Genomic DNA, 25,936 nt, shown 5'->3' on the forward strand with positions numbered 1-25,936 from the left:
GAGAGTCTGGGCAGCCCGTGTGGGCGATTTATGTGGGCAATGTGGAGACTGTGTGGAGATGCAGTACCACCTGCACGCCGCCGTCGACATTGCCGATCTGCAATGCGCCGCCGTGCAATTTCATCACTTCCTCGACAAAGTTGAGGCCCAGCCCCGTGCTTTTGCGCCCACTGGCCGGGCGTGGCAGCGAGTAGAAACGCTCGCTCAGGCGCGGCAGGGCGTAGTCGGGAATCGGTGCGGCCTGGTTGAACAGGCTGACTTGCACGTCGTTGTGTCGCGTCTGTGCGCTGAACTTCAACAGGCCGCCGGGCGGTGTGAAGTCCAAGGCGTTATCCAGCAGGTTGCCCAGAGCCTGACGCAGCAGGAAGGGTTCACCGTACACCTTCACATCCGCCGCAATCGACTGCTCGACCTGCAACCCGGCGCCTTCAATCCGCGCGCACTGAGCCTTGAGCACTTCATCGACCATCGCCGCCAGCGGGATACTCGCCTGCTCTTCCAGGCCCTGACGCTGTTCGACCTGCGCCAGGTTCAGCAGGCGCTCGATCAGCTGCTGCAGACGCGCGCTTTCGCTGTCGATGTTGCTGACGAAGCGCTGCTGTTGCTCGCGGGTCATCTCACCCTGCAACAGCTCCGCCGCACCGCGGATCGCGGCCAATGGGCTCTTCAATTCGTGGGTCAGGGTGTGTACGTAATGTTCGACGTAGGCCTTGCCTTCCAACTGCGTGCGCATGTGCTCGACGGCGGTGGACAGCTGCTTGAGTTCACCGCCACGGTAATGGGGCAGCTCGGCACGCCGCCCCTCGCTGACGGCTTCGGCGTAGGCGGTCAGACGGCGCAGCGCCACGCTCAGCCACCAAGACAGCAGTGCGCCCAGCAGCAGGCCCAGAATCACCAGGCCCGCGCCGTACCACAGCAGGCGGCGCTCGGTGCGGTCGACATAAGGCTGCAATGAACTGTTCGGCTTGGCCACGGTGACCACGCCGATGATCTGGCCATTGTCACGGATCGGCGCGCCCACGTGCATCACCGACGAGGCGGGGTCATCCAGTTCGCTACGGGTAGAGCGCGCGCCATACTCGCCACGCAGGGTCAGGTAGACGTCGTTCCACTTCGAATAGTCTTGCCCCACCGCTTCGCCCGTAGAGTCGAGCAACACGGTGCCCTTGGCATCGGTTACGTAGATACGGTGGTTGACCTGGTTCTTCGGCAAGCCCCAGATGGTCGCGCCCGGCTGGCGGTTGCCATAGGCCTTGAGCAGCTCCGGCCAGTGGCTCTGGCCGAGAGTGCCGTTCTTTACGTCACTGCGCACGATCTCGGCCAACAGGTTGGCGGTATCCACCAGGGTTTCTTCGGTGGACTGGCGCACGCCAGGGCGGATTTCCTTCATCACGGTGCTAAGCACGAAGTAGCCAGTCAGGCCGATAAACAGCGCATACACCAGGAAAATCCGCAGCCCCAGGCGCATCAGCTGTTGCTCGGGCTGTAGCTGTAGCCGAGGCCACGATGGGTCTGGATCGGCTCGGCATCGGCAGCCACGCTGCGCAATTTGCTGCGCAGGCTTTTGATATGGCTGTCGATATTGCGCTCGTAACCCGCATCCGCCGCCACGCCCACCGCGTCCAACAGTTGCTCGCGGCTGAACACACGCTCGGGCTGTTCCAGCAGGCTTTGCAGCAGGCGAAATTCATGGCGTGTAAGGCTCAACGGCTGGCCGCGATAGCTGATCTGCATGCGCTCCAGATCCACCTGGAACACGGCCGGCGCAGCACCTGGGCCAATGCGTTTCAGGATCGCCCGGACCCGCGCCGTCACCTCCCGTGGGCTGAAGGGCTTGACCACATAATCGTCGGCGCCGATCTCCAGCCCCACCACGCGGTCGATCTCGCCATCCCGCGCGCTGAGAAACATGACAGGCACTTCGCTGAACCGGCGCAGTTGCTTGCAGGTTTCAAAGCCGGTGATATCCGGCAGGCCGATGTCGAGGATAATCAGGTCGGCGGGGGTCTGGCGCTGATGCTCCAGCGCCGCCTGGCCGAGGGTCAGCCAGGTGGTGGTGAAGCCCTCGCCTTGCAGGGCGAAGATCAGCGTGTCGGCAATCGCCGCTTCGTCTTCGACAATCAGGATATGCGGCATGTAGGTCCGTCAGCAGTCCGGTTTGTCGGCAGTGTAACGACGGGCCGGGTTTACCGCAGCGCCAAATTCACGCAGGGCCTTGGCGCCGATCAGCAACGGGTAGTTGAAGCTGCTGCGGTCGGTGAGGTTGACCTCGACGGTGCGCTTGACGTCGCCCAGGCACATTTCCAGGTCGATCACCGGGCGCTTGGCCACGGTGGCTTCGTCTTTGTCGTCGTCTTCGTCGGCGCGGCTCTTGATCTTGCTGATGCGCGACACCTTGTGTTCGTAGACTTTGTTGGAGGCGTCTTTGCCGCCGAGGCGGAAGCGCACCCAATCGTCGCCGTCACGGGTGAAGGTCTCGATGTCGCGGGCCGACAGCGAAGCAGTCAGCGCGCCGGTGTCCATCTTGGCCTTGAAGGTTTCGCCGATCTCCGGCAACTGGATGTATTCGTAGCGACCGTAGAGGGTCGGTTCGGCGGCCATGACCGGCAGGGCAGCCAGGGCGAGAGAGGCAAGGAGCAGTTTCACGAAGTGATTTCCTCGGAAAGAAGTAGGCGGATTCTAGACCGCAAAGGCAGCACTTAGTTAGCTCGCCCCAGCATAACCGGCACATTGTGAAACATTCGTACGGTGATTTGCGATTTGGTCTCTAGACTCACCTCTCTTATGATGGCCCGCCCACCGGACTCCAAGAGTTGCTTATGCGCCGCCTGCTCACCGGCTGTTTTGTCTCATTGCTACTGCTGCTCAACACCCTGGTCCTGATCGGGCCGTTGATGGTGTTTGCCCTGCTCAAGCTGGTGGCCCCTGGGCGCTCGCGTGACTACATGTCCTGGGCGGTGATGTGGATCGCCGAGACCTGGGCCGAGATCGACAAGCTGATTTTCGCGCTGTGCATCCCGACCCAATGGGATATTCGCGGTGGCGAAGACCTGCGGGGCGATACGTCCTACCTGGTGATCAGCAACCACCAATCCTGGGTGGATATCCCGGCGCTGATCCAGGCCCTCAACCGCCGCACGCCGTTCTTCAAATTCTTCCTGAAAAAAGAGCTGATCTGGGTGCCCTTCCTCGGCCTGGCCTGGTGGGCATTGGATTACCCCTTCATGAAGCGCTACAGCAAGGCCTTCCTGGCCAAGCACCCGGAACTCGCGGGGCAGGATTTAAAAATCACCAAGGAGGCCTGCGAGCTGTTCAAGCGCCAACCGGTGACGGTGGTCAATTATCTGGAAGGCACGCGTTTCAACGAAACCAAGCGCAAGCAGCAGGGCTCACCCTTCACTCGCTTGCTCAAGCCCAAGGCGGGCGGCGTGGCGTTTGTATTAGCGGCGATGGGTGAACAACTGGATGCCGTGCTCGACGTGACCGTGGTCTATCCACAGCACAGGATTCCGGGGTTCTGGGATTTGATCAGTGGCGCGGTGCCCAAGGTGATCATTGATATCCGCACCCGCGAACTGGATCCGGCATTGTGGCAAGGGGATTACGAGAATGATCCGGCGTTTCGCCAGACCATCCAGAACTGGGTGAACCAACTCTGGATGGAGAAGGACGCGCGCATCGAGCAACTGCGCGCGGAGCGCTCTTAACTGCCAGTGCCCCAGGCCTGGGCCAGTTTGCCCAGCACCGAGCTGCTGGCACCCTGGCCGCCCAGGTATTGCAGGATGACCGGGGCAAACTGGCCGACCATGCCGCTGTCCATGCCCAAGGCGCTGAAGGCGGTGTTCAGGTCGTTGGTGCTTTTCACATTACCCAACAGGCCATCCAGGCCGCTGGTCTTGCTGCCGCCGGTCTGGCCGAGCATCCCGCTCAAGGCGCCGAGGCTGCCCAATGCGTTGTTGCCCGACAACTGGTCGAGGCCCGGCACGCTGTTGCCCAACTGCGAATAATCGTTGCCGCTCAGCTTGTTCTTGGCCAGGCCGAGCATGGCGCCTGTACCGCCGACCGCTTGTTCGGGGGTGATATTCAGTTGCGAGGTCAGTGCGCTTAACAGGCCGGCCGTCTCGGAAGACGGGGCGGCAGCGGCTGCCTTGTTGTTGCCACCCTGCATGCCGGAAATCGCATTGGCTGCGTCGCCAAGGCTGAAGCCTGCGGCGAACACCGGGGCGGCTGCCAGGGTCATCAGGCAGGAAAGGGCGAAACCGCGTGAAATCTTCATCGAAACAACCTCTGGGTGTAAGAGCTAAAAGCAGGCGTTTGACTGACAGTCCGGAACGATTGTTCCCACACCAAGGTTAGTTCAGATTTTTCTGCATCCGAATGGCCTCGGCCCGCGTATAGCCTGCATACGCCGCTCGGAGTTGGATGGAATGAATGCCCAGGCTGAACTACCCTCCGCTTACCGCGTGCCGTCCCGTCACCCTCGAACGAGGGTCTGGAGAAGCCCTATTAGCGCCGATGATGCTGACCCCTTGCGCCCTTTGCTGGCGCAATGTGCCCTGGGTAACCGCCAAGCGTTCGAAACCCTCTACCGCAGCGTTTCGCCGCGCCTGCACGGTGTGGCCCTGCGCTTCATGGGCCGCACGGACCTGGCCGAAGAAGTGCTGCAGGAAGCCTTCGTACGCATCTGGTACAACGCTTCGCGCTACGAGGCGCACCTGGCGGCGCCGATGACCTGGATGGTCAACATCACCCGCAACCTGGCCATCGACCAGTTGCGCAAACACCGCGAACAGCCGCTGGCCGATGGTCAGCAAGACGCCTTGATCGATGACGCCCCCAGCGCCCACGACCAACTCGACCATGAACGCCAAGCCCATGCCCTGAACCGCTGCCTGGACACCCTCGACGGCATGCAACGCCGGTCGATCAGCGTGGCGTACTTCCAGGGCCTGTCGTGCTCGGAGCTGGCCACGCAGTTGGCAGCGCCCCTGGGTTCGGTCAAATCCTGGATCCGCCGCGGCATGGAACGCCTGCGCAGGTGCCTTGAATCATGAACTACCAGACCACCGCCCTGCGCCGCGCCCTGGCCGCCGACTACGCCATCGGGCTGATGCCCGCTACCGCGCGTCGGCGCTTTGATGCGCTGTTGCTGGAGGATGCCGCGCTGCGAATGGAACTCGGCCATTGGCAGGACGCGCTCGCCAGCCTGACCGGTGCCCTGCCTGAGCGACCCGTTCCGGAACACGTGTGGGCAGGCATCAAGGCACGCATCGAGCCGCAGGTGCTACATGTGCCGACGAAGCAAGCGTTCTGGAAAAACCTCCGCGTCCTGGCCGCCGCCTGCGCAGTGGTCGTCGCCGTCACCGTCGGTGTGCTGTACCAACGCGACACAGGGGTGGCGTACAACGCCACCCTGGTCAACGCCAACCAACAACCCGCGCTGCAGATCAGCGCGTTCGCCGACCACCTGCAAGTGGAACCCCTGACACTGGCCGCGATAGCACCGACGTTGAGCCTGGAACTGTGGGCGATTGCGCCGGGTGGCAAACCCATCTCACTGGGCTTGCTGCCCGCCGCAGGCAAAGGCCGGATTCAACTGAGCGAGACACAGCGTGCGTTACTCAGCGCGCCGCTGACCCTGGCCGTGAGCCTGGAGCCGCACGGCGGCTCACCGACCGGCCAACCTACCGGACCGGTGCTGTATCAGGGCCAATTGGCATCACTTTGAGCTGAACCGGGGCCAGGAACCCATCGTGCAAACCAGGGTCCATGACAGGACTGAAAGCCTTGTCAGGAATAGCCCCATGAGCGCGACCCGCCCCCAAGTGATTGAGCAAAAGCCCCCATTCTGGAGCCGCCCACGTGTGTTTATCGGCGTCTGCATGGCCATCGTCGCCGGCCTCGGCGGCGCGCTCTACACCCAGGACAACGTCAAGTCCGCCGCCACGCTGGTGACCACTGCCCAGCAGCCGGCCGCGCAAATCAGGGCGCACAAGGATTACCTCGAAGTCGAACCGATCGCCACGGCGGCGCCTGAGCCGGATCGCAGCCTGGAACTGTGGGCCATGCCCGAAGGTGGTGCGCCGGTTTCACTGGGGCTATTGCCGGAAGATGGCAAAGGCATTATCGGACTCAACCCGCGCCAGCAGAAAAGCATCCGTAAGCCGGTAGAGTTGATGGTGAGTTCGGAGACCAAGGGTGGGTCGTTGAGCAAGCAGCCGACGGGGCCGACGGTTTATCAGGGGGCGTTGGCTGCTCGCTGAGTCGACGTCCCGCGTTGCTCGCCACGATGCATAGGAGCTAGATATAACTACCCCATCACGCCATCTTGCCTCAGGAAAAATGTCCCTCTCAACCATCATTTAACCGAGAGGCAACATGGAACTCTTTTCCACCTTATTCATTGAAACCTTCGCTGCAACCTTGCACGCCCTGAGCAACGGTCGAACCCTGGTTGCGCCGCAGGACTTCCCCGTAGAAAGGGCTTACACAAAATTCATTTTCAACCTGGAAAGCCGAGAGAATGAAGATGAGTTTGAAGTCGTCATCAAGGCAAAACTCATAGACTTTCGCGATGAGTGCAACCGCTACACACCGCCCTCCAGCAGCCTGATAAAGGCACCTGCGGGCTACTACTTCATCGACCGACCCGTTTCTGGACAAACCGCAATGGCCTGTGCGACCCGTACGTTGCGCGCGGAAGTCTTCGATATAGCCCTTCGCGACAATCGCTTCCCCTACAACAGTCATGCCCCGATCGTCATCCACGCGTTCCATGGGATACACGTTGAGTATGAGGTCATAGCCAAAACAGCCTCTGGCGCCACGGATAATTCCGACAGCTAACGTCCGCTAATCCGCAACCAGCGGTCCAGGTTATAGCGGAACCGAACGACTCTGACAGCCCACCCAAGGCAGCCTTCCCATTCAAAGGGAAGGCTCAGCCATAAAACAAGGAGCTGTAACGATCATGATCGGATTGATACCCAATTTTTATGCTGCCTTCAGCGCACTCAACCATTTACCAGCTCGCAGCCAAGCCCAGTCTTCACGGCCCCAAGCCACCGGCATCGACCAATGCCCCGCCCCCCGTGACATCCAATCCAAACCCTACACAGACCCTGACCTTCCAGCGCCCTATGGCGAGGGTTATCAATACACTGCCACCACCAACGGCAAGTCGTGGACAGGGCAAACGGCAGCCACCCAGGATGACTACCTGGCCCCGGAGTACGAGCTGAAGGCCGAGGCCATCAATGAACGCAACGGCAAGATTCATTGCGACTACGGCGGCAAGCGCCTGATCAAGAACGGTGAGGTGGCCGATCCCTATCTGCGACTCACGACCATCAAGTAACCCATAAAAATGGCGACCTCCGGGGTCGCCATTTTTTCAGCCTTGAGCCTTACGCCGCACTGAACAGCTTGTGCGGATCAATCACAAACTTCTTCGGCACGCCCGCATCAAACTCGCCGTAGCCACGTGGTGCGTCATCCAGGCTGATCACCTGCACGCCGACGATTTCGGCAATGTTGATACGGTCCCACATGATCGCCTGCATCAGCGCGCGGTTGTACTTCATCACCGGGGTCTGGCCGGTGTGGAAGCTGTGGGACTTGGCCCAGCCGAGGCCGAAGCGGATGCTCAGGCTGCCCATTTTGGCGGCGGCATCCACGGCACCTGGATCTTCGGTGACGTACAGGCCAGGAATACCGATTTTGCCCGCCACGCGCACCACGCCCATCAGCGAGTTGAGCACCGTGGCCGGGGCTTCTGCTTTCACGCCTTCATGGCCGTGGCCACGGGCTTCGAAACCGACGGCGTCGACGGCGCAATCCACTTCCGGCTCGCCCAGCAACGCGGCGATCTGTTCGTGCAGTGGGGTATCGGTGGACAGGTCGGCCACTTCAAAACCCTGGGCCTTGGCGTGGGCCAGGCGGATCGGGTTGACGTCGCCAATGATCACCACCGCCGCGCCCAGCAGGCGTGCAGATGCGGCAGCGGCCAGGCCGACCGGGCCGGCACCTGCAATGTAGACGGTGCTACCTGGGCCAACGCCTGCAGTCACGGCGCCGTGGTAGCCGGTAGGCAGAATGTCGGAGAGGCACGTCAGGTCGCGGATTTTCTCCATGGCCTTGTCGCGGTCCGGCAGTTTCAGCAGGTTGAAGTCCGCGTATGGCACCAGCACGTATTCGGCTTGGCCGCCGGTCCAGTCGCCCATGTCGACATAGCCATAGGCGCCACCGGCACGGGCCGGGTTGACGGTCAGGCAGACGCCGGTGTGTTGCTCTTTGCAGGAACGGCAGCGGCCGCAAGCCACGTTGAAGGGAACCGAAACCAGGTCGCCGATCTTTAGGTTTTCGACGTCGCTGCCCTTCTCGATCACTTCACCGGTAATTTCATGACCGAGCACCAGGCCGGTCTGGGCAGTGGTGCGGCCACGCACCATGTGTTGGTCGGAGCCGCAGATGTTGGTGGAAACCACGCGCAGGATGACGCCGTGCTCAATCTTCCTGCCACGGGGGTCCTGCATTTTGGGATAGTCGATTTTCTGTACTTCGACCTTGCCGTTGCCGAGATACACGACACCACGATTACCAGACATGCTTTCACCTCGCTGTTGTTTTTATGGAACTGCGTTGCCCGTTGGGTGGGCAGCGCGTTTAAGTGCTCGGGTACAGATGCTGTTTGTTGTCTTTGCAATCAGAGCACCACAGTCCGATTGGCGTTGAGAAACACCCGCCGCTCAATGTGATACCCCACCGCCCGGGCCAGTGTCAGCCCTTCAATATCGCGCCCCTTGGCAATCAAATCCTCTGGATAGTGGCTGTGATCCACCACCTCCACGCCCTGGGCAATGATCGGGCCTTCATCCAGATCATTGTTGATGTAATGCGCCGTGGCGCCGACCAATTTCACGCCCTTGTTGTACGCCTGGTGATACGGCTTGGCGCCCTTGAACCCCGGCAACAATGAGTGGTGAATGTTGATGGCTTTGCCATCCAGCTTGCGGCACAGCTCCGGCGACAGCACTTGCATGTAGCGCGCAAGGATCACCAGTTCCGCGCCGGTGTCTTCCACCACTTGCCACACCTGACGCTCCTGGGACGGTTTGTCGTTGGGGTCGAGGGGGAAATGGTAGTAGGGAATCTGGTGCCAGTCGGCCAAGGGCTTCAAATCAGGGTGGTTGGACACCACCGCGACCACGTCCATCGACAGTTGGCCGATGCGCTGGCGATACAGTAGATCGTTCAGGCAATGGTCGGCCTTGGAGACCATGATCACCACTTTTGGCCGGTAATTCGGCGCCGTCAGCTCGAAGATCATGCCGAAGGCTTCGCCGCGCGTGGCCAGGCCATCGCGGAAACCTTGTTCGTCAAAACCGTCGGGCTGGCGAAACTCCACGCGAATAAAGAACCGGCCCGAAAGCCGGTCATCGAACGAGTGGTGCTCAGTCACGTAGCAACCCTGTTCGAACAGATAGCGGGTGACCGCGTCCACCGTGCCGAGCACGCTGGGGCAGTCGGCGGTCAAAATCCATGTATCAGGTGCGCGGCTCATGGGTATTCCTCAGGCTTGGACGCTCAGGCCGAATTCGGCGGATGCATCCTGTAACCACAACCACCAGTAATCCGAGAAGCTGCGGCGAATCAGCAGTTCCCAAGTGTCTTCGGCCGTGTGACGGATCACTAGTTGCGACTTGGCGAACACCGTGCCCACCGCCTTGCCCACCGGGAAGTTGTTGGGGTGCACGTCGTAGCTGGTGGACTTCATCAGCACATCGCGCACGTTCGGGCCGCTCAGTTCAAGAATCTGCTGGCCGCCGCTGACGTTGACGATCTGGATATGCAGCTCACCCAGGGCGGCACGCAGGCTTTTCTCGGCGGCGAATTCTTCGCCGCTTGGCACGATGAGCAACCACTCATCCGGGCCGAGCCACTGCAAGCTGGTTTCGCCTTTGACGATCACGGTCAAGGCGCTCGGCAGTTCGATGCCCAGGGCCTTGTGTACGCCAGCGGCGAAGGCTGCATCATGGCCGTCGCCACGGATGGTCAGGTGGCCCAGAAGTTTCTTTTCGCGCACGGTCACGCCGGCGTTCTTGCGGCCCTTGCCGACCAGGCTGGCGAGGTCGGCATGGTGCAGCGACGACTCGGCCTTGGCCCCGGTGGTTGGGCGTTGTTGGTACACATTGGCTGCTGTCATAAAGCACCTTTGAATGCTGCTTGGAATGCGGCCCCTGTGGGGCCGCAACTCGGTCCATCAGATGTTCTGGCGATCGCCTTTCGGGTCAAAGAACACCGAGGAAACAATCTCCGCCTCGATCACGCTGCCATCCGCCTGCGGCGAGAACACGCGCTCACCAATACGCTTCAAGCCGCCCTTCACCACACCCATGGCGAACGAATAGCCTAGGGAGTTGTGCGCATAGCTTGAGGTCACGTGGCCGACCATCTTCATCGGAATCGTCTGCTTCGGATCGAACACCAACTGCGCGCCTTCCGGCAGCCATACATTCGGATCGATCGGCTTCAAGCCCACCAGTTGCTTACGCTCTTCGCGCACGCAGTCTTCACGGTTCATGCCGCGCCAGCCGATCCACGAGAACGGCTTGGTACGGCCGACGCACCAACCCATGTTCAGGTCGTCGGGGGTCATCGAGCCGTCAGTGTCCTGGCCGACGATGATGAAGCCCTTCTCGGCCCGCAGTACGTGCATAGTTTCGGTGCCGTACGGCGTCAGGTTGTACTTCTTGCCGGCGTCGACGATTTTTTCTAGCACGCCCATGGCGTAGTCGGCCTGCACGTTGACTTCGTACGACAGCTCACCGGTAAACGAGATCCGGAACACCCGCGCCGGTACGCCGCCGACCAAGCCTTCCTTCCAGGTCATGAACGGGAAGCCGTCCTTGTCCAGGTCGATATCAGTCACTTCCGCCAGCAGCTTGCGGCTGTTGGGGCCGGACAGGGTCATGGTGGCCCAGTGGTCGGTGACCGAAGTGAAGTACACCTTGAGGTCTGGCCACTCGGTCTGCTGGTAGATTTCCAGCCACTGCAACACGCGAGCCGCGCCGCCGGTGGTGGTGGTCATCAGGAAGTGGTTGTCGGCGAGGCAGGCAGTCACACCGTCGTCGAAGACCATGCCGTCTTCCTTGCACATCAGGCCGTAGCGCGCCTTGCCCACATCGAGCTTGGTCCAGGCGTTGGAGTAGATGCGGTTGAGGAACTCGCGCGCGTCCGGGCCCTGGATGTCGATCTTGCCGAGGGTCGACGCATCCAGCAGGCCGACGCTGTCGCGCACGGCCAGGCATTCGCGTTTCACCGCGGCATGCAGGTCTTCACCGTTGCGTGGGAAGTACCACGGACGTTTCCACTGGCCGACGTCTTCAAACTCGGCGCCGTTCTTCACGTGCCAGGCTTGCAGCGCGGTGTAGCGCACCGGCTCGAAGATGTGCCCACAGTGACGACCGGCGACGGCGCCGAACGTGACCGGCGTGTAGTTCGGGCGGAACATGGTGGTGCCCATCTGCGGGATGGTCACGTTCAGCGAACGGGCGGCAATCGCCAGGCCGTTGACGTTGCCCAGCTTGCCCTGGTCGGTGCCGAAGCCCAGCGCGGTGTAGCGTTTGACGTGTTCGACCGACTCGAACCCTTCGCGGGTCGCCAGTTCGATGGCGGCGGCGGTCACGTCGTTTTGCAAGTCGACGAATTGCTTCGGCGCCCGTGCGGTTGGCTTGTCGTGCGGCACTTGGTAGATCGCCAGTGTCGGCTCTTCCAAGCGGCTCAAGGCTTTTGGCAGGGTGCCTTCCACCGGGGCAAAACCGGCTTCGCTGGCCGCGCGCACGCCGCCTTCAAAACCGTCAGCCAGGGAATCGCCGAGGCCATAGACGCCGTTGATGCCACCGACGCACACGCGTTTTTGCGGTGCTTCGCCCGGTACAAAACCGAGGATGTCTTCACGCCAGGTCGGCTTGCCGCCCAGATGCGAAGCCAAGTGAACCACCGGGCTGTAGCCGCCGGAGCTGGCCACCAGGTCGCAGTCCAGCCACTCGCCAGGGCTGGTGACTTTATGCGCTTTGACGTCAATTGCAGCCACGCGGGCAGCAGTCACGTGCTTGCTGCCACGGGCCTCGATCACGGCGCTGCCGGTGAGGATACGAATACCTTTGGCGCGGGCTTCTTCCACCAGCGCGCCGCGTGGGTTGTGGCGCACATCGGCCACAGCCACCACTTGCAGGCCGGCGTCGAGCCAGTCCAGCGCAACGCGATAGGCGTGATCGTTGTTGGTGGACAGCACCAGCTTCTTGCCCGGTGCCACGCCGTAGCGACGCACGTAGGTCGAAACCGCACCGGCCAGCATGTTGCCCGGCACGTCGTTGTTGCCGTACACCAGCGGGCGCTCACACGCACCGGTCGCCAGCACCACACGCTTGGCGCGCACACGGTGGATGCGTTGGCGCACCACACCAATCGGCGCACGGTCACCCAGGTGGTCGGTGAGGCGTTCGTGAATAGTCAGGAAGTTATGGTCGTGATAACCGTTGACGGTGGCGCGGGGCAGCAACACCACGTCTGGCAGGGCCTTCAATTCAGCAATGACACTGGCAATCCATTCCGCCGCCGGCTTGCCGTCGAGGCTTTCGCGCGAATCGAGCAGCGAACCGCCGAACTCTTCCTGCTCATCGGCGATGATCACGCGGGCACCGCTGCGTGCGGCGGCCAGTGCGGCGGCCAGACCCGCAGGGCCCGCGCCGACCACCAGCACGTCGCAGTGACGGTTGAAGTTGTCATAGGTGTCCGGATCGTTTTCGGTCGGCGAGCGACCAAGGCCAGCGGCCTTACGGATGTACTTCTCGTACGTCATCCAGAACGATTGCGGGTACATGAAGGTTTTGTAGTAGAAACCCGGCGGCATCAGCTTGCCACCGACCTTGCCAAGAATGCCCATCACGTCATTGTTGACGTTCGGCCAGCCGTTGGTGCTGGTGGCGACCAGGCCTTGGTACAGCGCCTGTTGCGTGGCGCGCACGTTAGGAATCTGGGTGGCTTCGGTGGCACCGATCTGCAGCACCGCGTTCGGCTCTTCGGCGCCCGCAGCAAAGATGCCGCGAGGGCGCGAGTACTTGAAGCTGCGGCCGATGATGTCGACGCCATTGGCCAGCAGGGCTGCGGCGAGCGTGTCGCCTTCAAAGCCTTTGTAGCTCTGGCCGTTGAAGCTGAAGGTCAGGACTTTATTACGGTCGATCCGGCCACCGTTGGACAGGCGATTGGTCTGGCTCATACCTTCTCTCCAGAGGCCTTGGCGGTGAATTGTGGCTTCTCACCGATCTTGTAGGTTTCAAGAATTTCGTAGGTCAGGGTGTCGCGGGTCGCGTTGAAGTACTGGCGGCAACCGGCGGCGTGGATCCACAGTTCGTGGTGCAGACCACGGGGGTTGTCGCGGAAGAACATGTAGTCGCCCCACTCTTCATCGGTGCAGGCGTTCGGGTCCAGCGGGCGCGGGATGTGCGCTTGGCCGGACGCGTGAAATTCCTCTTCGGAGCGCAGTTCGCCACAGTGAGGACAGAAGATATGCAACATAGGGAATTTCTCCTGTTAGTGGGCGACGGCCGCAGCGCCGTGTTCGTCGATCAACGCACCGTTGTGGAAACGGTCGATGGAGAAAGGTGCGGCCAACGGGTGCATTTCACCCTTGGCGAGGCTGGCGGCAAACACGTTGCCTGAGCCCGGAGTCGCTTTAAAACCACCGGTGCCCCAACCGCAGTTGAAGAACATGTTCGGCACTGGAGTCTTGGAGATGATCGGGCACGCATCCGGCGTGGTATCGACGATGCCGCCCCACTGACGGTTCATGCGCACGCGGGACAGCACCGGGAACATCTCGACGATGGCCTGGATGGTGTGTTCGATCACCGGGTACGAGCCGCGCTGGCCGTAGCCGTTGTAGCCGTCGATACCGGCGCCGATCACCAGGTCGCCCTTGTCGGATTGGCTGATGTAACCGTGTACGGCGTTGGACATGATCACGCTGTCGATAATCGGCTTGATCGGCTCCGACACCAACGCTTGCAGCGGGTGGGATTCGATCGGCAGGCGAAAGCCCGCCAGCGAGGCCATGTGCCCGGAGTTACCGGCGGTGACCACACCGACGCGCTTGGCGCCGATAAAGCCTTTATTGGTCTCCACACCGATGCACACACCGTTTTCCTTGCGAAAGCCGATCACTTCGGTCTGCTGGATCAAATCCACGCCCAGTGCGTCGGCGGCGCGGGCAAAGCCCCAGGCCACGGCATCGTGACGGGCCACGCCGCCGCGCCGTTGCACGGTGGCGCCGAGCACCGGATAGCGGGTGTTCTTGGAGCAGTCGAGGTACGGGATCTCATCGGCCACTTGCTTGGCGTTGAGCAGTTCGCCGTCCACGCCATTGAGGCGGTTGGCACTCACGCGGCGCTCGGAATCACGGATGTCTTGCAGGGTGTGGCACAGGTTGTAGACGCCACGTTGGGAGAACATCACGTTGTAGTTCAGGTCCTGGGACAGGCCTTCCCACAGCTTCATTGCGTGTTCGTACAGATGCGCCGACTCGTCCCACAGGTAGTTGGAACGCACGATGGTGGTGTTGCGCGCGGTGTTACCGCCGCCCAGCCAGCCTTTCTCGACCACGGCCACGTTGGTGATGCCGTGCTCCTTGGCCAGGTAGTAGGCGGTCGCCAGACCATGCCCGCCGCCGCCGACGATGACCACGTCGTAGACCTTTTTAGGGGTCGGGGTGCGCCACATCTTCTGCCAGTTTTCGTGGTGGCTGAGTGAGTGCTTGAAGAGGCCGAAGCCCGAGTAGCGTTGCATAGTCATTACTCCAAAACCGCGCTCAGCGATAAACCGGGAAATCAGCGCACAGGGCAGACACGTGCTTGGCCACGTTGGCCTCAACGTCGGCGTCGCCGAGGTTGTCGAGGATGTCGCAGATCCAGCCAGCCAGTTCGATGCACTGCGGCACTTTAAAACCACGCGTGGTCACTGCCGGGGTGCCGATGCGCAGGCCCGAGGTCACGAACGGCGACTGCGGGTCATTCGGCACCGCGTTCTTGTTGACGGTGATGTGGGCGCGACCGAGGGCGGCGTCCGCCTCTTTGCCGGTGAGGCCCTGACGGATCAGGCTGACCAGGAACAGGTGGTTATCGGTACCGCCGGACACGACATCGTAGCCACGTTTGATGAACACCTCGGCCATAGCCTGGGCGTTGTCGATCACTTGTTGCTGATAGGCCTTGAAGCTTGGCTCCAGCGCTTCCTTGAAGCACACGGCCTTGCCGGCGATGACGTGCATCAGCGGGCCGCCCTGGGCGCCAGGGAATACGGCGGCGTTGAGTTTCTTTTCAATCTCTTCGTTGGACTTGGCCAGGATCAGACCGCCCCGTGGACCACGCAGGGTCTTGTGGGTGGTGGTGGTGACCACGTCGGCGTACGGCAGCGGGTTCGGGTACAGGCCAGCGGCAACCAGGCCGGCGACGTGGGCCATGTCGACGAACAACAGCGCGCCCACTTTGTCGGCGATCTGACGGAAACGTGGGAAATCCAGAGTCTTGGAGTAGGCAGAGAAACCGGCCACAACCATTTTCGGCTTGTGCTCGACGGCCAGGCGCTCGACTTCGTCGTAGTCGATCAGGCCAGTGTCGGTGTTGATGCCGTATTGCACCGCGTTGTACAGCTTGCCCGAGGACGACACTTTGGCGCCGTGGGTCAAGTGACCGCCGTGGGCCAGGCTCATGCCCAGAATTGTGTCGCCCGCATTGATCAGAGCCAGGTACACCGCGCTGTTGGCGGACGAACCGGAGTGTGGCTGCACGTTGGCGTAATCGGCGCCGAACAGTTGCTTGGCGCGCTCGATGGCCAGGGCCTCGACTTTATCCACGTGCTCGCAGCCACCGTAGTAGCGCTTGCCCGGGTAGCCTTCAGCGTATTTGTTGGTGAGGCCGCTGCCTTGGGCTTCCATTACGCGTTTGCTGGTGTAGTTCTCTGACGCGATCAGCTCGATATGATCTTCCTGGCGCTGCTCCTCGGCATTCATGGCCGCCAGCAGTGCGTCGTCATATCCCTGGATCTGGTCTTGTTTGCTGAACATCGCGTCTCTCCCAGCCTTTCGTATTGTTGAGGCCCGGTGCAGGGCCCTTTGATGCGATGGTAGGGCTGGCGTCAGCAGGTCAAATGCCTACGCACGCCACACAAAGGTGCGTTTACGACATGGAATGAATTCAGCGACTCAGGCAAGGCTGTGGCGCAAAGCCAGCAGTAGCAGGAAATGCGCGGGATAGAGGGCATACGCCCAGCGGCGCATGGCCGGTGGCGAGGCGTTTTGAGCGTGTCGCAATAGGACCAGGCCAAGCATTGGCGCAATCAGGCAAGCGGCCAATCCGACCAACGCTACGGGGGTGCCGCTATTGAGCAGAACCTGCCATTGATTGGCCGCCACACAGACCAGGCCCGGCAATACACTGAAATACCAGGGGCGACGGAATACCAGCAGCGTCGCCAGTGGCAGTAATACGCCGAAAAAACCGAACATCAGCTGTGTGGAAAACACGGCGGCAATCGTGAGGGCAATCAGCGCCAATCCTCGATCAAAATGCGCCTTCTGCCGCCATCCTCGGGCAACCAGCAGCCCCAGCGCCAAGGTCGGCAGGACGTTCAACGTATCGGCATCGTCGATAAACAGTCGGTACGGCACTTCGCTGATCACGCTGAACAGTAACAGCCAGCCCAGGTAGCGCCATTGACCTGTCACAGGCGCGCCCCTGACCCGGTGCAGATTCGCCGCAATCGCCAGGCAAAACCACGGGAACGCCAGGCGCCCCGGCACGTACAGGCCGTCCAGACTCAAACCGACATAGCGTAGGTGATCGAGCACCATGCTCAACAGTGCCAGCCACTTGAGCAGATCCAAAGCGCCATCACGGACACGTCCGACAGGCAGGGTTCCAGTACCGTGCATAATTCCCCAGTGACTTTGCATTTACAGTGCGTGCGCACCCGCAACAATCTTGGTTACAGTGCGCACCAACATCGACCACAGGAATGGGCCATGACCGACAAGAGCCAACAATTCGCCAGTGACAACTATTCGGGCATCTGCCCGGAAGCCTGGGCCGCCATGGAACAAGCCAACCAAGGCCATCAGCGCGCCTACGGCGATGATGAATGGACCCACCGCGCCGCCGACGGTTTCCGCAACTTGTTCGAAACCGACTGCGAAGTGTTCTTCGCCTTCAACGGCACCGCCGCCAACTCCCTTGCGCTGTCGTCCTTGTGCCAGAGCTACCATAGCGTGATTTGCTCGGAAACTGCCCACGTCGAAACCGACGAATGCGGCGCGCCGGAGTTTTTCTCCAACGGTTCCAAGCTGCTCACCGCTCGCACCGAAAACGGTAAGCTGACCCCGGAGTCGATCCGCGAGATCGCCCTCAAGCGCCAGGACATTCACTACCCCAAGCCGCGCGTGGTCACCCTGACCCAGGCCACTGAAGTCGGCAGCGTGTACACCCCGGATGAAATCCGCGCCATCAGCGCCACCTGCAAAGAGTTGGGCCTGAACCTGCACATGGACGGCGCGCGCTTCTCCAACGCCTGCGCGTTCCTCGGCTGCTCACCGGCGGATCTGACCTGGAAAGCCGGGGTGGACGTGCTGTGCTTTGGCGGCACCAAGAACGGCATGGCCGTGGGCGAAGCGATCCTGTTCTTCAACCACAAGCTGGCTGAAGACTTCGACTACCGCTGCAAGCAAGCCGGCCAACTGGCGTCGAAAATGCGTTTCCTGTCCGCCCCTTGGGTAGGCCTGCTGGAAAACGACGCCTGGCTCAAACACGCGCGTCACGCCAACCACTGCGCTCAATTGCTGAGCAGCCTGGTGGCGGATATTCCTGGCGTGGAGTTGATGTTCCCGGTGCAGGCCAACGGCGTGTTCCTGCAACTCTCGGAACCGGCGATTGCCGCGTTGACCGCCAAGGGCTGGCGCTTCTACACCTTTATCGGCAAAGGCGGCGCACGCTTCATGTGTGCGTGGGATACCGAGGAAGAACGTGTAAGAGAATTGGCAGCGGATATTCGGAAAGTGATGGAGGCCTGAAACCACGGGGCTTTCAGCGCGTTTTCAGAGACTGTTTGTACGTATTTCTGACAGTATCTATCTACCCCCTGTCTTGGATAGGATCTTGTCACCCCGATTGAACGGACGCGTTACTTCGGGGCTGACTGCCTGCCGAATAGTCGGCTGGAAATGGAAATCCTATCGAGGGCAACATCATGGAAATTCAATGCTACACAACTGATTCGCAACTTCGAGATGATAACAACGCCACACTCGTCAACCTGGATGATCTCAGGAAACTGGCGAATGTCGGTGATACCATCATCGAGCCTTCAAGAACCTTTACCATCACTGGGAAAGAGTTCGAAATGACAGCATCCGGCGCGTACCTCATCAACGTTTTCGTCCGCTAACCCATAACTGTAGGAGCCGGCTTGCCGGCGATGGCGGCCTTAGGATCGCTATCGCCGGCAAGCCGGCTCCTACAACGGGGATCGCCTCAGAATTCGATGCGCACATCGCCCTTCGGCACACTGCAGCACGACAGGATGTAGCCTTCGGCTTCATCTTCTTCAGTGATGCCGCCGTTGTGCTCCATCTCCACCTCGCCGCCCAACTTCATCACCTTGCAGGTGCCGCAGATGCCCATGCCGCAGGCTTTCGGGATCAACAGGCCAAGCTTGGCGGCCGCGGCATGCACGGTTTCCCCAGGGGCGACGCGGATGCTCTTGCCCGATGCGATGAACTCCACCTGGTGCAGATCCGCCAGGTCGATTTCCGGCGCGTCGGCGGCTTGTTCGGCTTGCTCCACCGCGTCCGCACGGGCTTCCGGCGGCGTGGCGCCGAAGGATTCCTCGTGATAACGCGTCATGTCGAAACCCGCCACTTCCAGCAGGCGCTTCACCGCGCTCATGTACGGCGTCGGGCCGCAGCAGAACACTTCGCGCTCCAGGAAGTCCGGCACCATCAGTTCAAGCATTTTGTGATTCAGGTAACCGCGATACCCCGCCCATGGCTCGCCCAAGCCGTGTTTCTCGCAGATCAGGTGCAGGCTGAAGTTGTCGATCCGCGACGCCATGTGCTCCAGCTCGCGGTGGTAGATGATGTCCTTGGGCGAGCGGGCGCTGTGGATAAACGTCATGTCGACGTTGGCGTTGGTGTCGTAGAACCAGCGGGCCATGGACATGACTGGCGTGATGCCCACGCCGCCGCTGAGGTACAGCACTTTCGGGCTCGGGAAGTCGATGGCGTTGAACAAGCCCACCGGCCCGTGCACCGCCAACTCTTGCCCTTCATGAAGGGTGTCGTGCAGCCAGTTGGACACCTTGCCGCCCGGCACACGCTTGATGGTCACCGAGAAGCTGTAGGGCACCGACGGTGAGCTTGAAATGGTGTAGGAGCGCATGATCGGCTGGCCTTCGATCTCCAGCTCCAGGGTGACGAATTGCCCCGGCTTGAAAAAGAACAGGATCGGCTGGTCGGCCATGAAACAGAAGGTGCGCACGTCCCAGGTTTCCTGGATGACTTTGACGCAACGGACAATGTGCCGACCATTGGCCCAGGTCTGGGTGGTTACCGGATTCAGGAAATTATTGGACATGTTGTTCTCCACCGCCGACATCGGCCTTATGGTGGCGATTCTGCGTAACGCCAGAACCACCCATTTACCTATCTGCGACATTCACATACTTATCGCGACCAGCCCCCAACGACCTAGGGTTGCGCGTCGGGAACAGATTGGGCCATGTCGCCCATGGATAAGGTTCGGCGCATCGGCGGCCCCACACTCGCTCCCAACACAGACGCTTTCTTTACGCCTTGCTGCAAACCTGATTAGCCACTTATCTCGGCCACACAGAATGGCCATGAGGACACACACGATGGACGTCACCGCAACCTTAAGCTTGGGCGATCCGCTGGAACCCGCACGCAAGGCCACCGCGCAAATGCTGCAAGAGCGCGAGCGCACTTTCTCGCTGCCGCAGCCGTTCTACTCTGATGAGCGGCTGTTTGATATCGACATGCAGGAGATCTTCCAGAAAGAGTGGTTGATCGCCGGCATGACCTGCGAAATCCCCGCCAAGGGCAACTACCTGACCCTACAAATCGGCAAAAACCCGATCATCGTGATCCGGGGCGCCGAAGGCGTGGTTCACGCGTTCCACAACGTGTGCCGTCACCGTGGCTCGCGCTTGTGCACCAGCGACAAGGGCAAGGTCGCCAAACTGGTCTGCCACTACCACCAGTGGACCTACGAACTCGATGGCCGCCTGCTGTTCGCTGGCACCGAAATGGGCGCCGACTTCGACATGAAGCAGTACGGCCTCAAGCCGGTCAACGTGAAGACGGCCGGTGGCTACATCTTCATCAGCCTGGCGGACAACCCGCCGGCCATCGATGACTTCCTGTCGACGCTGAACCATTACATGGAACCCTACGACATGGAGAACACCAAGGTGGCGATTACCACCACCTTGATGGAGAAAGCCAACTGGAAGCTGGTGCTGGAAAACAACCGCGAGTGCTACCACTGCAACGCGTCGCACCCGGAACTGCTGAAAACCCTGCTGGAGTGGGACGACGTCACCGACCCGCGCGCCGACCAGGCGTTCAAGGACCACGTGGCCGCCTCCGCCGCCGCCTGGGATGCCGAGAAAATCCCGTACGCCCACGCCAGTTTCGGCCTGCGCAACCGTATCGTGCGCATGCCGCTGCTCAAGGGCACCGTGTCGATGACCCTCGACGGCAAGCAAGGCTGCGCCAAGCTCATGGGCCGCATCAAGAACCCGGACCTGGGCTCGATGCGCATCCTGCACCTGCCGCACTCCTGGAACCACTGCATGGGCGATCACATCATTGTGTTCACCGTGTGGCCAATCAGCGCCCAGGAAACCATGGTCACCACCAAATGGCTGGTGCACAAGGACGCCGTGGAAGGCGTGGACTACGACGTGGAGCGCATGCGCCAGGTGTGGGACGCCACCAACGACCAGGACCGTCGCCTGGCCGAAGAAAACCAGCGCGGCATCAACTCCACCGCCTACCAGCCTGGCCCGTACTCCAAGACTTATGAGTTCGGCGTGGTGAACTTCGTGGACTGGTACAGCGAGCGCCTGTTGAGCAACCTGGGGGCCGCTCCAGCGCCGTACCTCAAGGGCGTTGCGGTTCACGAATAACCTGTTGATCTTCGGGGGGCTGGGCTGTACAAAAAACACCCAACCCCCTGATAACCCTTGATTCCCCTGCCCTCCAGCCTTTCCCCAACAACTTATCCACAAAGCCACCCACAGCAATTGTGGGCAACTACGCTTCCTGCCTGAAATTAAATGAAGAAAATCCGTGACTTATTCAAGCCAGTCGGTTTGAACCGGCTTTGTTCATTTATTGACCAAACCAGCGCAAGCCACGACTTACGTGGCCTGTAGCGGAACGCGAACACCTTATCCACAGAAGCACCAACAGACTTTGGGGGCAACTTGGAGAGTGCTGTGGAAAACCACCTCAAACCTTCACAAATCGGGGTTTACAGGGTTTTTAGTCGGTAAAAAAACCAAATCGATCACATTTTGATCAATCCGATGAAAGCCTTGATTAATAAGGGCTTCAGCCGACAGCGAACATGTTATCCACAGAAGCGCCAACAGACTATGGGGGCAAGTCGGGCCGGAGAAATGCACAGGAGCAGCGAAAAACCCAAGTAAAAACCGCAAGTTAGCTTGGTTGTTTTTCGTACAGAGGGCTGGAGGGCTTGATTCACAGGGGGTGTGGACAACCGCGAACAGGTTATCCACAGACGGGTCAACAGGGATTGTGGGTAAGCCACATTCCCTGTTCAGCTTCAGCGAACCACACCTTCCTCAACCAGCAGCTTGAGGATAGCTTCGGCGCCCGCTTCCGGGCTCAGGCCCTTGAGCACTTGCCCGCCACCACCACTGGCCTTGGCCGTGGCGGCTTTCATGCGGTCAGCACCGCTCTTGGCCTTGATTACCTTGAGGCGCTTGGGGCGTGGCTTGGCCGGTTGCAGCACGGCGCCTGTGAATAACTCGTCTTGTTCGATTTCGACTTCATGGGCCGCCAGCTCACCGCGCTGCGCCGGGCCGTAAGCACTCTGCCGAGGCTTGGGCGCGGCGTTATCCACTGTCGCCAGAAACGGCAGGCGCACCTTCAGGCGTCGCCGCTGGCCGCGTGGCAAGGCTTGCAGCACATGGGCCACGCCGCCATCGATGGATTCGACCTGCGCCAGCCCGACAATCAGCGGCCAGCCCAATTGCTCGGCCAGCAGGTACGGCAACATGCCCGAGCCTTCACCGGTTTCGGCCTGGCTGCCAGCAAGCACCACCTGGGCACCGGCGTCGCGCAGGTATTCGCTGAGCACCGGCAAGGCATCGCTGCCCGCCGGTTGCTCCAGCACATGCAATTGCGGCAACCCCATGCCCAGGTAGCTGCGCAGGGTCGGCTCAGCAATGTTGCCGGCGTGCAGCACCTGCAACTTATCCCCAGCCATTTGCAGGCCCAATTCCACTGCGCGCGCGTCTTGCTCGGCGCGGCGCGGGCGACCGGAGGTCGGGTGGGCGCCGATGGATACCAGGCTGATAACATTCGTGTTCATGCTCATATCCTCAAGCCGCATCGCGCTTGGCGCCGTTGCGGTAGGCCTCTACCGCAGCGATCAAGGCATGCAGAATCGCGGCGCTTTCGCCGATGACCGAGAGATCGGCCCGCTTGATCATGTCGCAACCAGGGTCGAGGTTGATCGCCACCACCTTGTCGCAGGCACCGATGCCTTGCAGGTGCTGGATCGCCCCGGAAATACCCACGGCCACGTAGACCCGCGCCGTCACCCAGGTGCCGCTGGCGCCGACCTGGCGATCACGCGCCATGAAGCCATCGTCCACCGCCACCCGCGAGGCGCCTTCGGTGGCGCCCAGGGCCGCAGCGGTCTGGTGGAACAGGGCCCAGTCCTTCACGCCGTTGCCGCCAGAGAAAATGAATTCTGCCTCGGCCATGGGAATCGCCGCCGGATCCACCGCCACTGCACCGAGGTCTTCGATGCGCGGCAGGCTGCGTGCCAGGGCTGTGGATAACTCCACGGGGAGCACTTCATGCCGTGTCTCACTGACAGGATCGGCGCATTCAGCGGCGGCCAGAATCAGGCGTGGCAGCGGACGGGCCAAGTCTTCCTGGCCCGCACCGGCGCGGCCGATGCACTCGTCGCCCTTGATCTGCCAAACCCGCGTAGCCGGGCGTTCCTTGAGGCTGGCGGCAAAACGCCGGCCCAGTTCGCCACCACCGCTGCGGCTGTCTGGCAGCAACCAGTGACGCGGATTGAACTGGTGATCCACAGCGCGCAAACCTTGCACCCGTTGTTCCGGTGAATAACCGTCGAATTCGTGACCTTCCAGCACCAGCAGGCGATCGACGCCTGCGGTGGCAAATGCACCTTCCTTGTGTTCGCCAAACACCACCGCCAGCACCGCGCCGTCGCTGCCCGCCAGTTGTCGGGCCAGGCCGAGCAAGTCACGGTCGTGGCTGCTCAAGCGGCCGCCGACCATGTCCGGCACCACGTTGATGTAGAACGCAGGCGCCGCCACCTGATGCAGCGGCAACTGCACTTCCACCGCCGCTGTACGCTTGGCCGCGCCGCCCTGCTGGGCGCCACTGCGGTCGATGCGCTTGATGCCATTGGGGCCGATGAAGCCAACACCATGTACATTTTTGCGGATGACGCCATTGGGGCCCATCCAACTGTGTTGCACCGGTTGCATAGCCGCATGCAGCGGGTGCAGACGGTTGCGGGCGATCCACTCAGCGCGTGGGTCGCGGCGGATAATGTCGCTCATCAGTGCACCTCCGCAGACTTTTGTTGGACCGGGCGTTTGATGGGAGCCTTGGTCGGGGCTGCGTCTTCCAGCAGAGCGTCGGCTACCAGTTCGGCGATATCCTTGATCAGCGGACGTGGCTCAACCACACCCTCAAGCATCGCCGTGCACTGTGGACAACCCACGGCCACCAGCTCGGCGCCGGTTTCGCGGATGTCTTCCATGCGCATATCCGGTATGCGTTGCTTGCCGGGAATGTCGGTAATCGGCGCACCGCCCCCGCCACCGCAGCAGCGTGAACGGAAGCCCGAGCGTTGCATCTCCTTGACCTCGATGCCCAACGCCCGCAGCACTTGGCGCGGCGCCTCGTATTCGCCGTTGTAGCGGCCCAGGTAACAAGGGTCGTGGTAGGTCACGCTGTTGCCCTTGTGCTGGCCCAGGTTCAGCGCGCCCTCGCCGATCAGCTCGGCCATGAAGGTGCTGTGATGTTGCACCCGATAGTTGCCGTTGAAGGCGCCGTATTCGTTTTTCAGCACATGGAAGCTGTGCGGATCGCAGGTGACGATGCGCTTGAAGCTGTACTTGGCCAGGGTCTGGATATTGCGCGAAGCCAGCAACTGGAAGGTCGCTTCATCGCCCAGACGACGCGCCACGTCGCCGCTGTCACGCTCTTCCAGGCCGAGCACGGCAAAGTCGACCTTGGCCGCCTTGAGCACTTTGACGAAGGCGCGCAGAGTACGTTGGTTACGCATGTCGAAGGCACCGTCGCCGACCCAGAACAGCACGTCGGCACTGCCTTTCTCGCTGAGCAGCGGCAGGTTCAGGTCTGCCGCCCAGTTCAGGCGACCACCCGGTGCGAAACCGCCGGGGTTGTCGGTGGCGATCAGGTTTTCCAGGACTTCCGCGCCTTTGTTCGGCGTGGCGCCTTTTTCCAGGGTGAGGTGACGGCGCATGTCGACGATGGCGTCCACGTGCTCGATCATCATCGGGCACTCTTCCACGCAAGCGCGGCAGGTGGTGCAGGACCACAGGGTCTCGGCGTCCACCAGGCCGTTGACGATCGGCTGATGCGGGTTGCCGCTGTGTTCGCCGATGGCTTTGCCCGGATACGGGCTGCCGGCGAACTTGGCATCGGTGCCACCGGCCAGGCCGACCACCATGTCCTGGATCAGCTTTTTCGGGTTCAGTGGCTGGCCGGCGGCGAAGGCCGGGCACGCGGCTTCGCACTTGCCGCACTGTACGCAGGCGTCGAAGCCCAGCAGTTGGTTCCACGTGAAATCCTTGGGTTTCTCCACGCCCAGCGGCGCGGATTTATCGCTGAGGTCCAGTGGTTTCAAACCGGTGGAACGGCCGCCGCCAAAGCGCTCGGCGCGACGGTGCCAGGCCAGGTGCAAGGCACCGGCGAAGGCGTGCTTCATCGGGCCGCCCCAGGTCATGCCGAAGAACATCTCGGACACGCCCCACAACACACCCACCCCGAGCAACGCGGCAAGCAACCAGCCGCCGAAATCCGCTGGCAGAATCCCGGCCACCGGCAGGGTCACCAGAAAGAAGCTGACCGAGAACGCCATCAGGCTTTTCGGCAAGCGCATCCATGGGCCTTTCGAAAGACGTGCAGGCGGATTGCGACGGCGCAGGTAAACGAAGGTGGCGCCGACAAACATCAGTACCGAGGCCAGCAGCAAGGCGTAGCCGAGGATGCGATTCTGCAGGCCGAAGCCGTGGACCAGAATGGCGAGCAACGCCGACAGCACAAAACCCAGCGCGGTGGCGACGTGGGTGTTGGCGATGTATTTGTCGCGGGCGACCACGTGGTGCAGGTCGACCATGTAGCGTTTGGGCATGGCGAGCAGGCCGCCCAAAAGGTCAACCTTGGACGCGCGGCCACGGCGCCACATGTTCACCCGGCGCAGGGCGCCGAGGACGGCAAGGCCCAGGGCGGCAAACAAGAGAATAGGCAGCAAGGTGTTCAACATTGAGGTGACCTCAAGCGGCAAGCCTCAAGCTACAAGCGGCAAGTCAAAGCCGGTCACACATC

At 61.4% G+C, this 25,936-nt stretch carries 25 protein-coding genes; 9 read left to right on the forward strand and 16 right to left on the reverse strand.

Translation table 11 applies throughout. The features are described 5' to 3' along the window. Window positions 1-28 precede the first annotated feature (28 nt). From creC to rloA2, 3 genes are read right to left on the reverse strand one after another with little or no spacing between them, the layout of a single operon-like run. Window positions 29-1,468 carry a two-component system sensor histidine kinase CreC gene (gene creC / locus AYR47_RS04350; RefSeq protein WP_061434406.1) on the reverse strand — a complete coding sequence of 480 codons (1,440 nt, stop codon included), beginning with the start codon at window positions 1,466-1,468 and terminating at the stop codon, window positions 29-31. Then, a complete protein-coding gene (creB, locus tag AYR47_RS04355) occupies window positions 1,468-2,136 on the reverse strand; it encodes a two-component system response regulator CreB (protein ID WP_033898064.1) in 669 nt (222 codons plus the stop codon). Before creB ends, creC begins: the two co-directional genes overlap by 1 nt. A gap of 9 nt (window positions 2,137-2,145) precedes the next feature. Continuing rightward, entirely contained in the window at window positions 2,146-2,646 is a 501-nt protein-coding gene (gene rloA2, locus AYR47_RS04360) for a retropepsin-like aspartic peptidase RloA2 (RefSeq protein WP_033898063.1), read from the reverse strand. 173 nt (window positions 2,647-2,819) lie between these two features. Between rloA2 and AYR47_RS04365 the strand changes: the two genes are divergently transcribed. Further along, window positions 2,820-3,707 (forward strand): acyltransferase, encoded by an 888-nt coding sequence (locus AYR47_RS04365; RefSeq protein WP_061434412.1) that lies wholly within the window; start codon window positions 2,820-2,822, stop codon window positions 3,705-3,707. Here AYR47_RS04365 and AYR47_RS04370 read toward each other — a convergent pair. After that, on the reverse strand, window positions 3,704-4,276 hold the full coding sequence (locus AYR47_RS04370; RefSeq protein ID WP_033898061.1) for a DUF2780 domain-containing protein: 573 nt from the start codon (window positions 4,274-4,276) through the stop codon (window positions 3,704-3,706). The genes AYR47_RS04365 and AYR47_RS04370 overlap by 4 nt on opposite strands. Before the next feature lie 151 nt (window positions 4,277-4,427). On the opposite strand from AYR47_RS04370, the gene AYR47_RS04375 reads away from it, so the two are divergent. The 5 genes from AYR47_RS04375 to AYR47_RS04395 all read left to right on the forward strand — a co-directional run bounded on the left by AYR47_RS04375 (window position 4,428) and on the right by AYR47_RS04395 (window position 7,357). Then, window positions 4,428-5,054 (forward strand): RNA polymerase sigma factor, encoded by a 627-nt coding sequence (locus AYR47_RS04375; protein ID WP_033898060.1) that lies wholly within the window; start codon window positions 4,428-4,430, stop codon window positions 5,052-5,054. After that, the gene (locus AYR47_RS04380) at window positions 5,051-5,728 is read left to right on the forward strand and encodes an anti-sigma factor (RefSeq protein WP_061434414.1); all 678 of its coding nucleotides are present in this window, start codon (window positions 5,051-5,053) and stop codon (window positions 5,726-5,728) included. The genes AYR47_RS04375 and AYR47_RS04380 overlap by 4 nt, the downstream gene beginning before the upstream one ends. A 76-nt stretch (window positions 5,729-5,804) precedes the next feature. Further along, window positions 5,805-6,263: an anti-sigma factor domain-containing protein gene (locus tag AYR47_RS04385; RefSeq protein ID WP_033898056.1), complete on the forward strand. Its 459-nt coding sequence runs from the start codon at window positions 5,805-5,807 to the stop codon at window positions 6,261-6,263. 115 nt (window positions 6,264-6,378) lie between these two features. After that, window positions 6,379-6,846 (forward strand): hypothetical protein, encoded by a 468-nt coding sequence (locus AYR47_RS04390; RefSeq protein WP_061434416.1) that lies wholly within the window; start codon window positions 6,379-6,381, stop codon window positions 6,844-6,846. Between the two features lie 124 nt (window positions 6,847-6,970). After that, window positions 6,971-7,357 (forward strand): hypothetical protein, encoded by a 387-nt coding sequence (locus AYR47_RS04395; RefSeq protein ID WP_061434418.1) that lies wholly within the window; start codon window positions 6,971-6,973, stop codon window positions 7,355-7,357. A 49-nt stretch (window positions 7,358-7,406) separates the two neighbouring features. On the opposite strand, the gene fdhA is transcribed toward AYR47_RS04395, so the two are convergent. The 8 genes from fdhA to AYR47_RS04435 form a co-directional block, all read right to left on the reverse strand. After that, window positions 7,407-8,606, reverse strand: a complete 1,200-nt coding sequence (gene fdhA, locus AYR47_RS04400; RefSeq protein ID WP_016977809.1) for a formaldehyde dehydrogenase, glutathione-independent — start codon at window positions 8,604-8,606, stop codon at window positions 7,407-7,409. Window positions 8,607-8,704: 98 nt separating this feature from the next. Then, window positions 8,705-9,562 (reverse strand): formyltetrahydrofolate deformylase, encoded by an 858-nt coding sequence (gene purU / locus AYR47_RS04405; RefSeq protein ID WP_016977808.1) that lies wholly within the window; start codon window positions 9,560-9,562, stop codon window positions 8,705-8,707. A gap of 9 nt (window positions 9,563-9,571) precedes the next feature. Next, complete coding sequence (locus AYR47_RS04410) at window positions 9,572-10,204, reverse strand: sarcosine oxidase subunit gamma (RefSeq protein WP_033898053.1); 633 nt, start codon at window positions 10,202-10,204, stop codon at window positions 9,572-9,574. A gap of 57 nt (window positions 10,205-10,261) precedes the next feature. Further along, window positions 10,262-13,279, reverse strand: a complete 3,018-nt coding sequence (locus tag AYR47_RS04415; protein WP_061434420.1) for a sarcosine oxidase subunit alpha — start codon at window positions 13,277-13,279, stop codon at window positions 10,262-10,264. Continuing rightward, window positions 13,276-13,578: a sarcosine oxidase subunit delta gene (locus AYR47_RS04420; protein ID WP_010207083.1), complete on the reverse strand. Its 303-nt coding sequence runs from the start codon at window positions 13,576-13,578 to the stop codon at window positions 13,276-13,278. The genes AYR47_RS04415 and AYR47_RS04420 overlap by 4 nt, the downstream gene beginning before the upstream one ends. Before the next feature lie 15 nt (window positions 13,579-13,593). After that, a complete protein-coding gene (locus AYR47_RS04425) occupies window positions 13,594-14,844 on the reverse strand; it encodes a sarcosine oxidase subunit beta (protein ID WP_010207084.1) in 1,251 nt (416 codons plus the stop codon). 22 nt (window positions 14,845-14,866) lie between these two features. Beyond that, complete coding sequence (gene glyA / locus AYR47_RS04430; protein ID WP_061434422.1) at window positions 14,867-16,120, reverse strand: serine hydroxymethyltransferase; 1,254 nt, start codon at window positions 16,118-16,120, stop codon at window positions 14,867-14,869. Between the two features lie 138 nt (window positions 16,121-16,258). After that, window positions 16,259-16,987 carry a TraX family protein gene (locus AYR47_RS04435; RefSeq protein WP_033898050.1) on the reverse strand — a complete coding sequence of 243 codons (729 nt, stop codon included), beginning with the start codon at window positions 16,985-16,987 and terminating at the stop codon, window positions 16,259-16,261. 90 nt (window positions 16,988-17,077) lie between these two features. On the opposite strand from AYR47_RS04435, the gene AYR47_RS04440 reads away from it, so the two are divergent. Both AYR47_RS04440 and AYR47_RS04445 read left to right on the forward strand, forming a co-directional pair. Next, window positions 17,078-18,118, forward strand: coding sequence for a threonine aldolase family protein (locus AYR47_RS04440; protein ID WP_010207092.1), 1,041 nt, complete (start codon window positions 17,078-17,080; stop codon window positions 18,116-18,118). 176 nt (window positions 18,119-18,294) lie between these two features. Continuing rightward, window positions 18,295-18,492, forward strand: coding sequence for a hypothetical protein (locus AYR47_RS04445; protein WP_033898048.1), 198 nt, complete (start codon window positions 18,295-18,297; stop codon window positions 18,490-18,492). Window positions 18,493-18,578: 86 nt separating this feature from the next. Here AYR47_RS04445 and gbcB read toward each other — a convergent pair whose 3' ends face one another. Beyond that, window positions 18,579-19,679: a glycine-betaine demethylase subunit GbcB gene (gbcB, locus tag AYR47_RS04450; protein WP_061449403.1), complete on the reverse strand. Its 1,101-nt coding sequence runs from the start codon at window positions 19,677-19,679 to the stop codon at window positions 18,579-18,581. Between the two features lie 280 nt (window positions 19,680-19,959). Between gbcB and gbcA the strand changes: the two genes are divergently transcribed. Further along, complete coding sequence (gene gbcA / locus AYR47_RS04455; RefSeq protein WP_033898047.1) at window positions 19,960-21,255, forward strand: glycine-betaine demethylase subunit GbcA; 1,296 nt, start codon at window positions 19,960-19,962, stop codon at window positions 21,253-21,255. Window positions 21,256-21,917: 662 nt separating this feature from the next. Here gbcA and etfB read toward each other — a convergent pair. From etfB to dgcB, 3 genes are read right to left on the reverse strand one after another with little or no spacing between them, the layout of a single operon-like run. Then, the gene (gene etfB / locus AYR47_RS04460; protein WP_033898046.1) at window positions 21,918-22,688 is read right to left on the reverse strand and encodes an electron transfer flavoprotein subunit beta; all 771 of its coding nucleotides are present in this window, start codon (window positions 22,686-22,688) and stop codon (window positions 21,918-21,920) included. A gap of 10 nt (window positions 22,689-22,698) precedes the next feature. Continuing rightward, window positions 22,699-23,919: an electron transfer flavoprotein subunit alpha gene (gene etfA, locus AYR47_RS04465; RefSeq protein ID WP_033898045.1), complete on the reverse strand. Its 1,221-nt coding sequence runs from the start codon at window positions 23,917-23,919 to the stop codon at window positions 22,699-22,701. Then, complete coding sequence (gene dgcB, locus AYR47_RS04470) at window positions 23,919-25,874, reverse strand: dimethylglycine demethylation protein DgcB (RefSeq protein WP_033898044.1); 1,956 nt, start codon at window positions 25,872-25,874, stop codon at window positions 23,919-23,921. Before dgcB ends, etfA begins: the two co-directional genes overlap by 1 nt. Between the last annotated feature and the right edge of the window lie 62 nt (window positions 25,875-25,936).

It is taken from the genome of Pseudomonas azotoformans, from assembly GCF_001579805.1.
Taxonomy (GTDB): Bacteria; Pseudomonadota; Gammaproteobacteria; order Pseudomonadales; family Pseudomonadaceae; genus Aquipseudomonas; species Aquipseudomonas azotoformans_A.

Excerpts from the sequence above, each read along its gene's own strand:
- creC (WP_061434406.1), bottom strand. The coding sequence starts at position 1,468 with ATGCGCCTGGGGCTGCGGATTTTCCTGGTGTATGCGCTGTTTATCGGC.
- creB (WP_033898064.1), bottom strand. The coding sequence starts at position 2,136 with ATGCCGCATATCCTGATTGTCGAAGACGAAGCGGCGATTGCCGACACG.
- AYR47_RS04365 (WP_061434412.1), top strand. The coding sequence starts at position 2,820 with ATGCGCCGCCTGCTCACCGGCTGTTTTGTCTCATTGCTACTGCTGCTC.
- AYR47_RS04370 (WP_033898061.1), bottom strand. The coding sequence starts at position 4,276 with ATGAAGATTTCACGCGGTTTCGCCCTTTCCTGCCTGATGACCCTGGCA.
- AYR47_RS04375 (WP_033898060.1), top strand. The coding sequence starts at position 4,428 with ATGAATGCCCAGGCTGAACTACCCTCCGCTTACCGCGTGCCGTCCCGT.
- AYR47_RS04380 (WP_061434414.1), top strand. The coding sequence starts at position 5,051 with ATGAACTACCAGACCACCGCCCTGCGCCGCGCCCTGGCCGCCGACTAC.
- AYR47_RS04385 (WP_033898056.1), top strand. The coding sequence starts at position 5,805 with ATGAGCGCGACCCGCCCCCAAGTGATTGAGCAAAAGCCCCCATTCTGG.
- AYR47_RS04390 (WP_061434416.1), top strand. The coding sequence starts at position 6,379 with ATGGAACTCTTTTCCACCTTATTCATTGAAACCTTCGCTGCAACCTTG.
- AYR47_RS04395 (WP_061434418.1), top strand. The coding sequence starts at position 6,971 with ATGATCGGATTGATACCCAATTTTTATGCTGCCTTCAGCGCACTCAAC.
- fdhA (WP_016977809.1), bottom strand. The coding sequence starts at position 8,606 with ATGTCTGGTAATCGTGGTGTCGTGTATCTCGGCAACGGCAAGGTCGAA.
- purU (WP_016977808.1), bottom strand. The coding sequence starts at position 9,562 with ATGAGCCGCGCACCTGATACATGGATTTTGACCGCCGACTGCCCCAGC.
- AYR47_RS04410 (WP_033898053.1), bottom strand. The coding sequence starts at position 10,204 with ATGACAGCAGCCAATGTGTACCAACAACGCCCAACCACCGGGGCCAAG.
- AYR47_RS04415 (WP_061434420.1), bottom strand. The coding sequence starts at position 13,279 with ATGAGCCAGACCAATCGCCTGTCCAACGGTGGCCGGATCGACCGTAAT.
- AYR47_RS04420 (WP_010207083.1), bottom strand. The coding sequence starts at position 13,578 with ATGTTGCATATCTTCTGTCCTCACTGTGGCGAACTGCGCTCCGAAGAG.
- AYR47_RS04425 (WP_010207084.1), bottom strand. The coding sequence starts at position 14,844 with ATGCAACGCTACTCGGGCTTCGGCCTCTTCAAGCACTCACTCAGCCAC.
- glyA (WP_061434422.1), bottom strand. The coding sequence starts at position 16,120 with ATGTTCAGCAAACAAGACCAGATCCAGGGATATGACGACGCACTGCTG.
- AYR47_RS04435 (WP_033898050.1), bottom strand. The coding sequence starts at position 16,987 with ATGCACGGTACTGGAACCCTGCCTGTCGGACGTGTCCGTGATGGCGCT.
- AYR47_RS04440 (WP_010207092.1), top strand. The coding sequence starts at position 17,078 with ATGACCGACAAGAGCCAACAATTCGCCAGTGACAACTATTCGGGCATC.
- AYR47_RS04445 (WP_033898048.1), top strand. The coding sequence starts at position 18,295 with ATGGAAATTCAATGCTACACAACTGATTCGCAACTTCGAGATGATAAC.
- gbcB (WP_061449403.1), bottom strand. The coding sequence starts at position 19,679 with ATGTCCAATAATTTCCTGAATCCGGTAACCACCCAGACCTGGGCCAAT.
- gbcA (WP_033898047.1), top strand. The coding sequence starts at position 19,960 with ATGGACGTCACCGCAACCTTAAGCTTGGGCGATCCGCTGGAACCCGCA.
- etfB (WP_033898046.1), bottom strand. The coding sequence starts at position 22,688 with ATGAACACGAATGTTATCAGCCTGGTATCCATCGGCGCCCACCCGACC.
- etfA (WP_033898045.1), bottom strand. The coding sequence starts at position 23,919 with ATGAGCGACATTATCCGCCGCGACCCACGCGCTGAGTGGATCGCCCGC.
- dgcB (WP_033898044.1), bottom strand. The coding sequence starts at position 25,874 with ATGTTGAACACCTTGCTGCCTATTCTCTTGTTTGCCGCCCTGGGCCTT.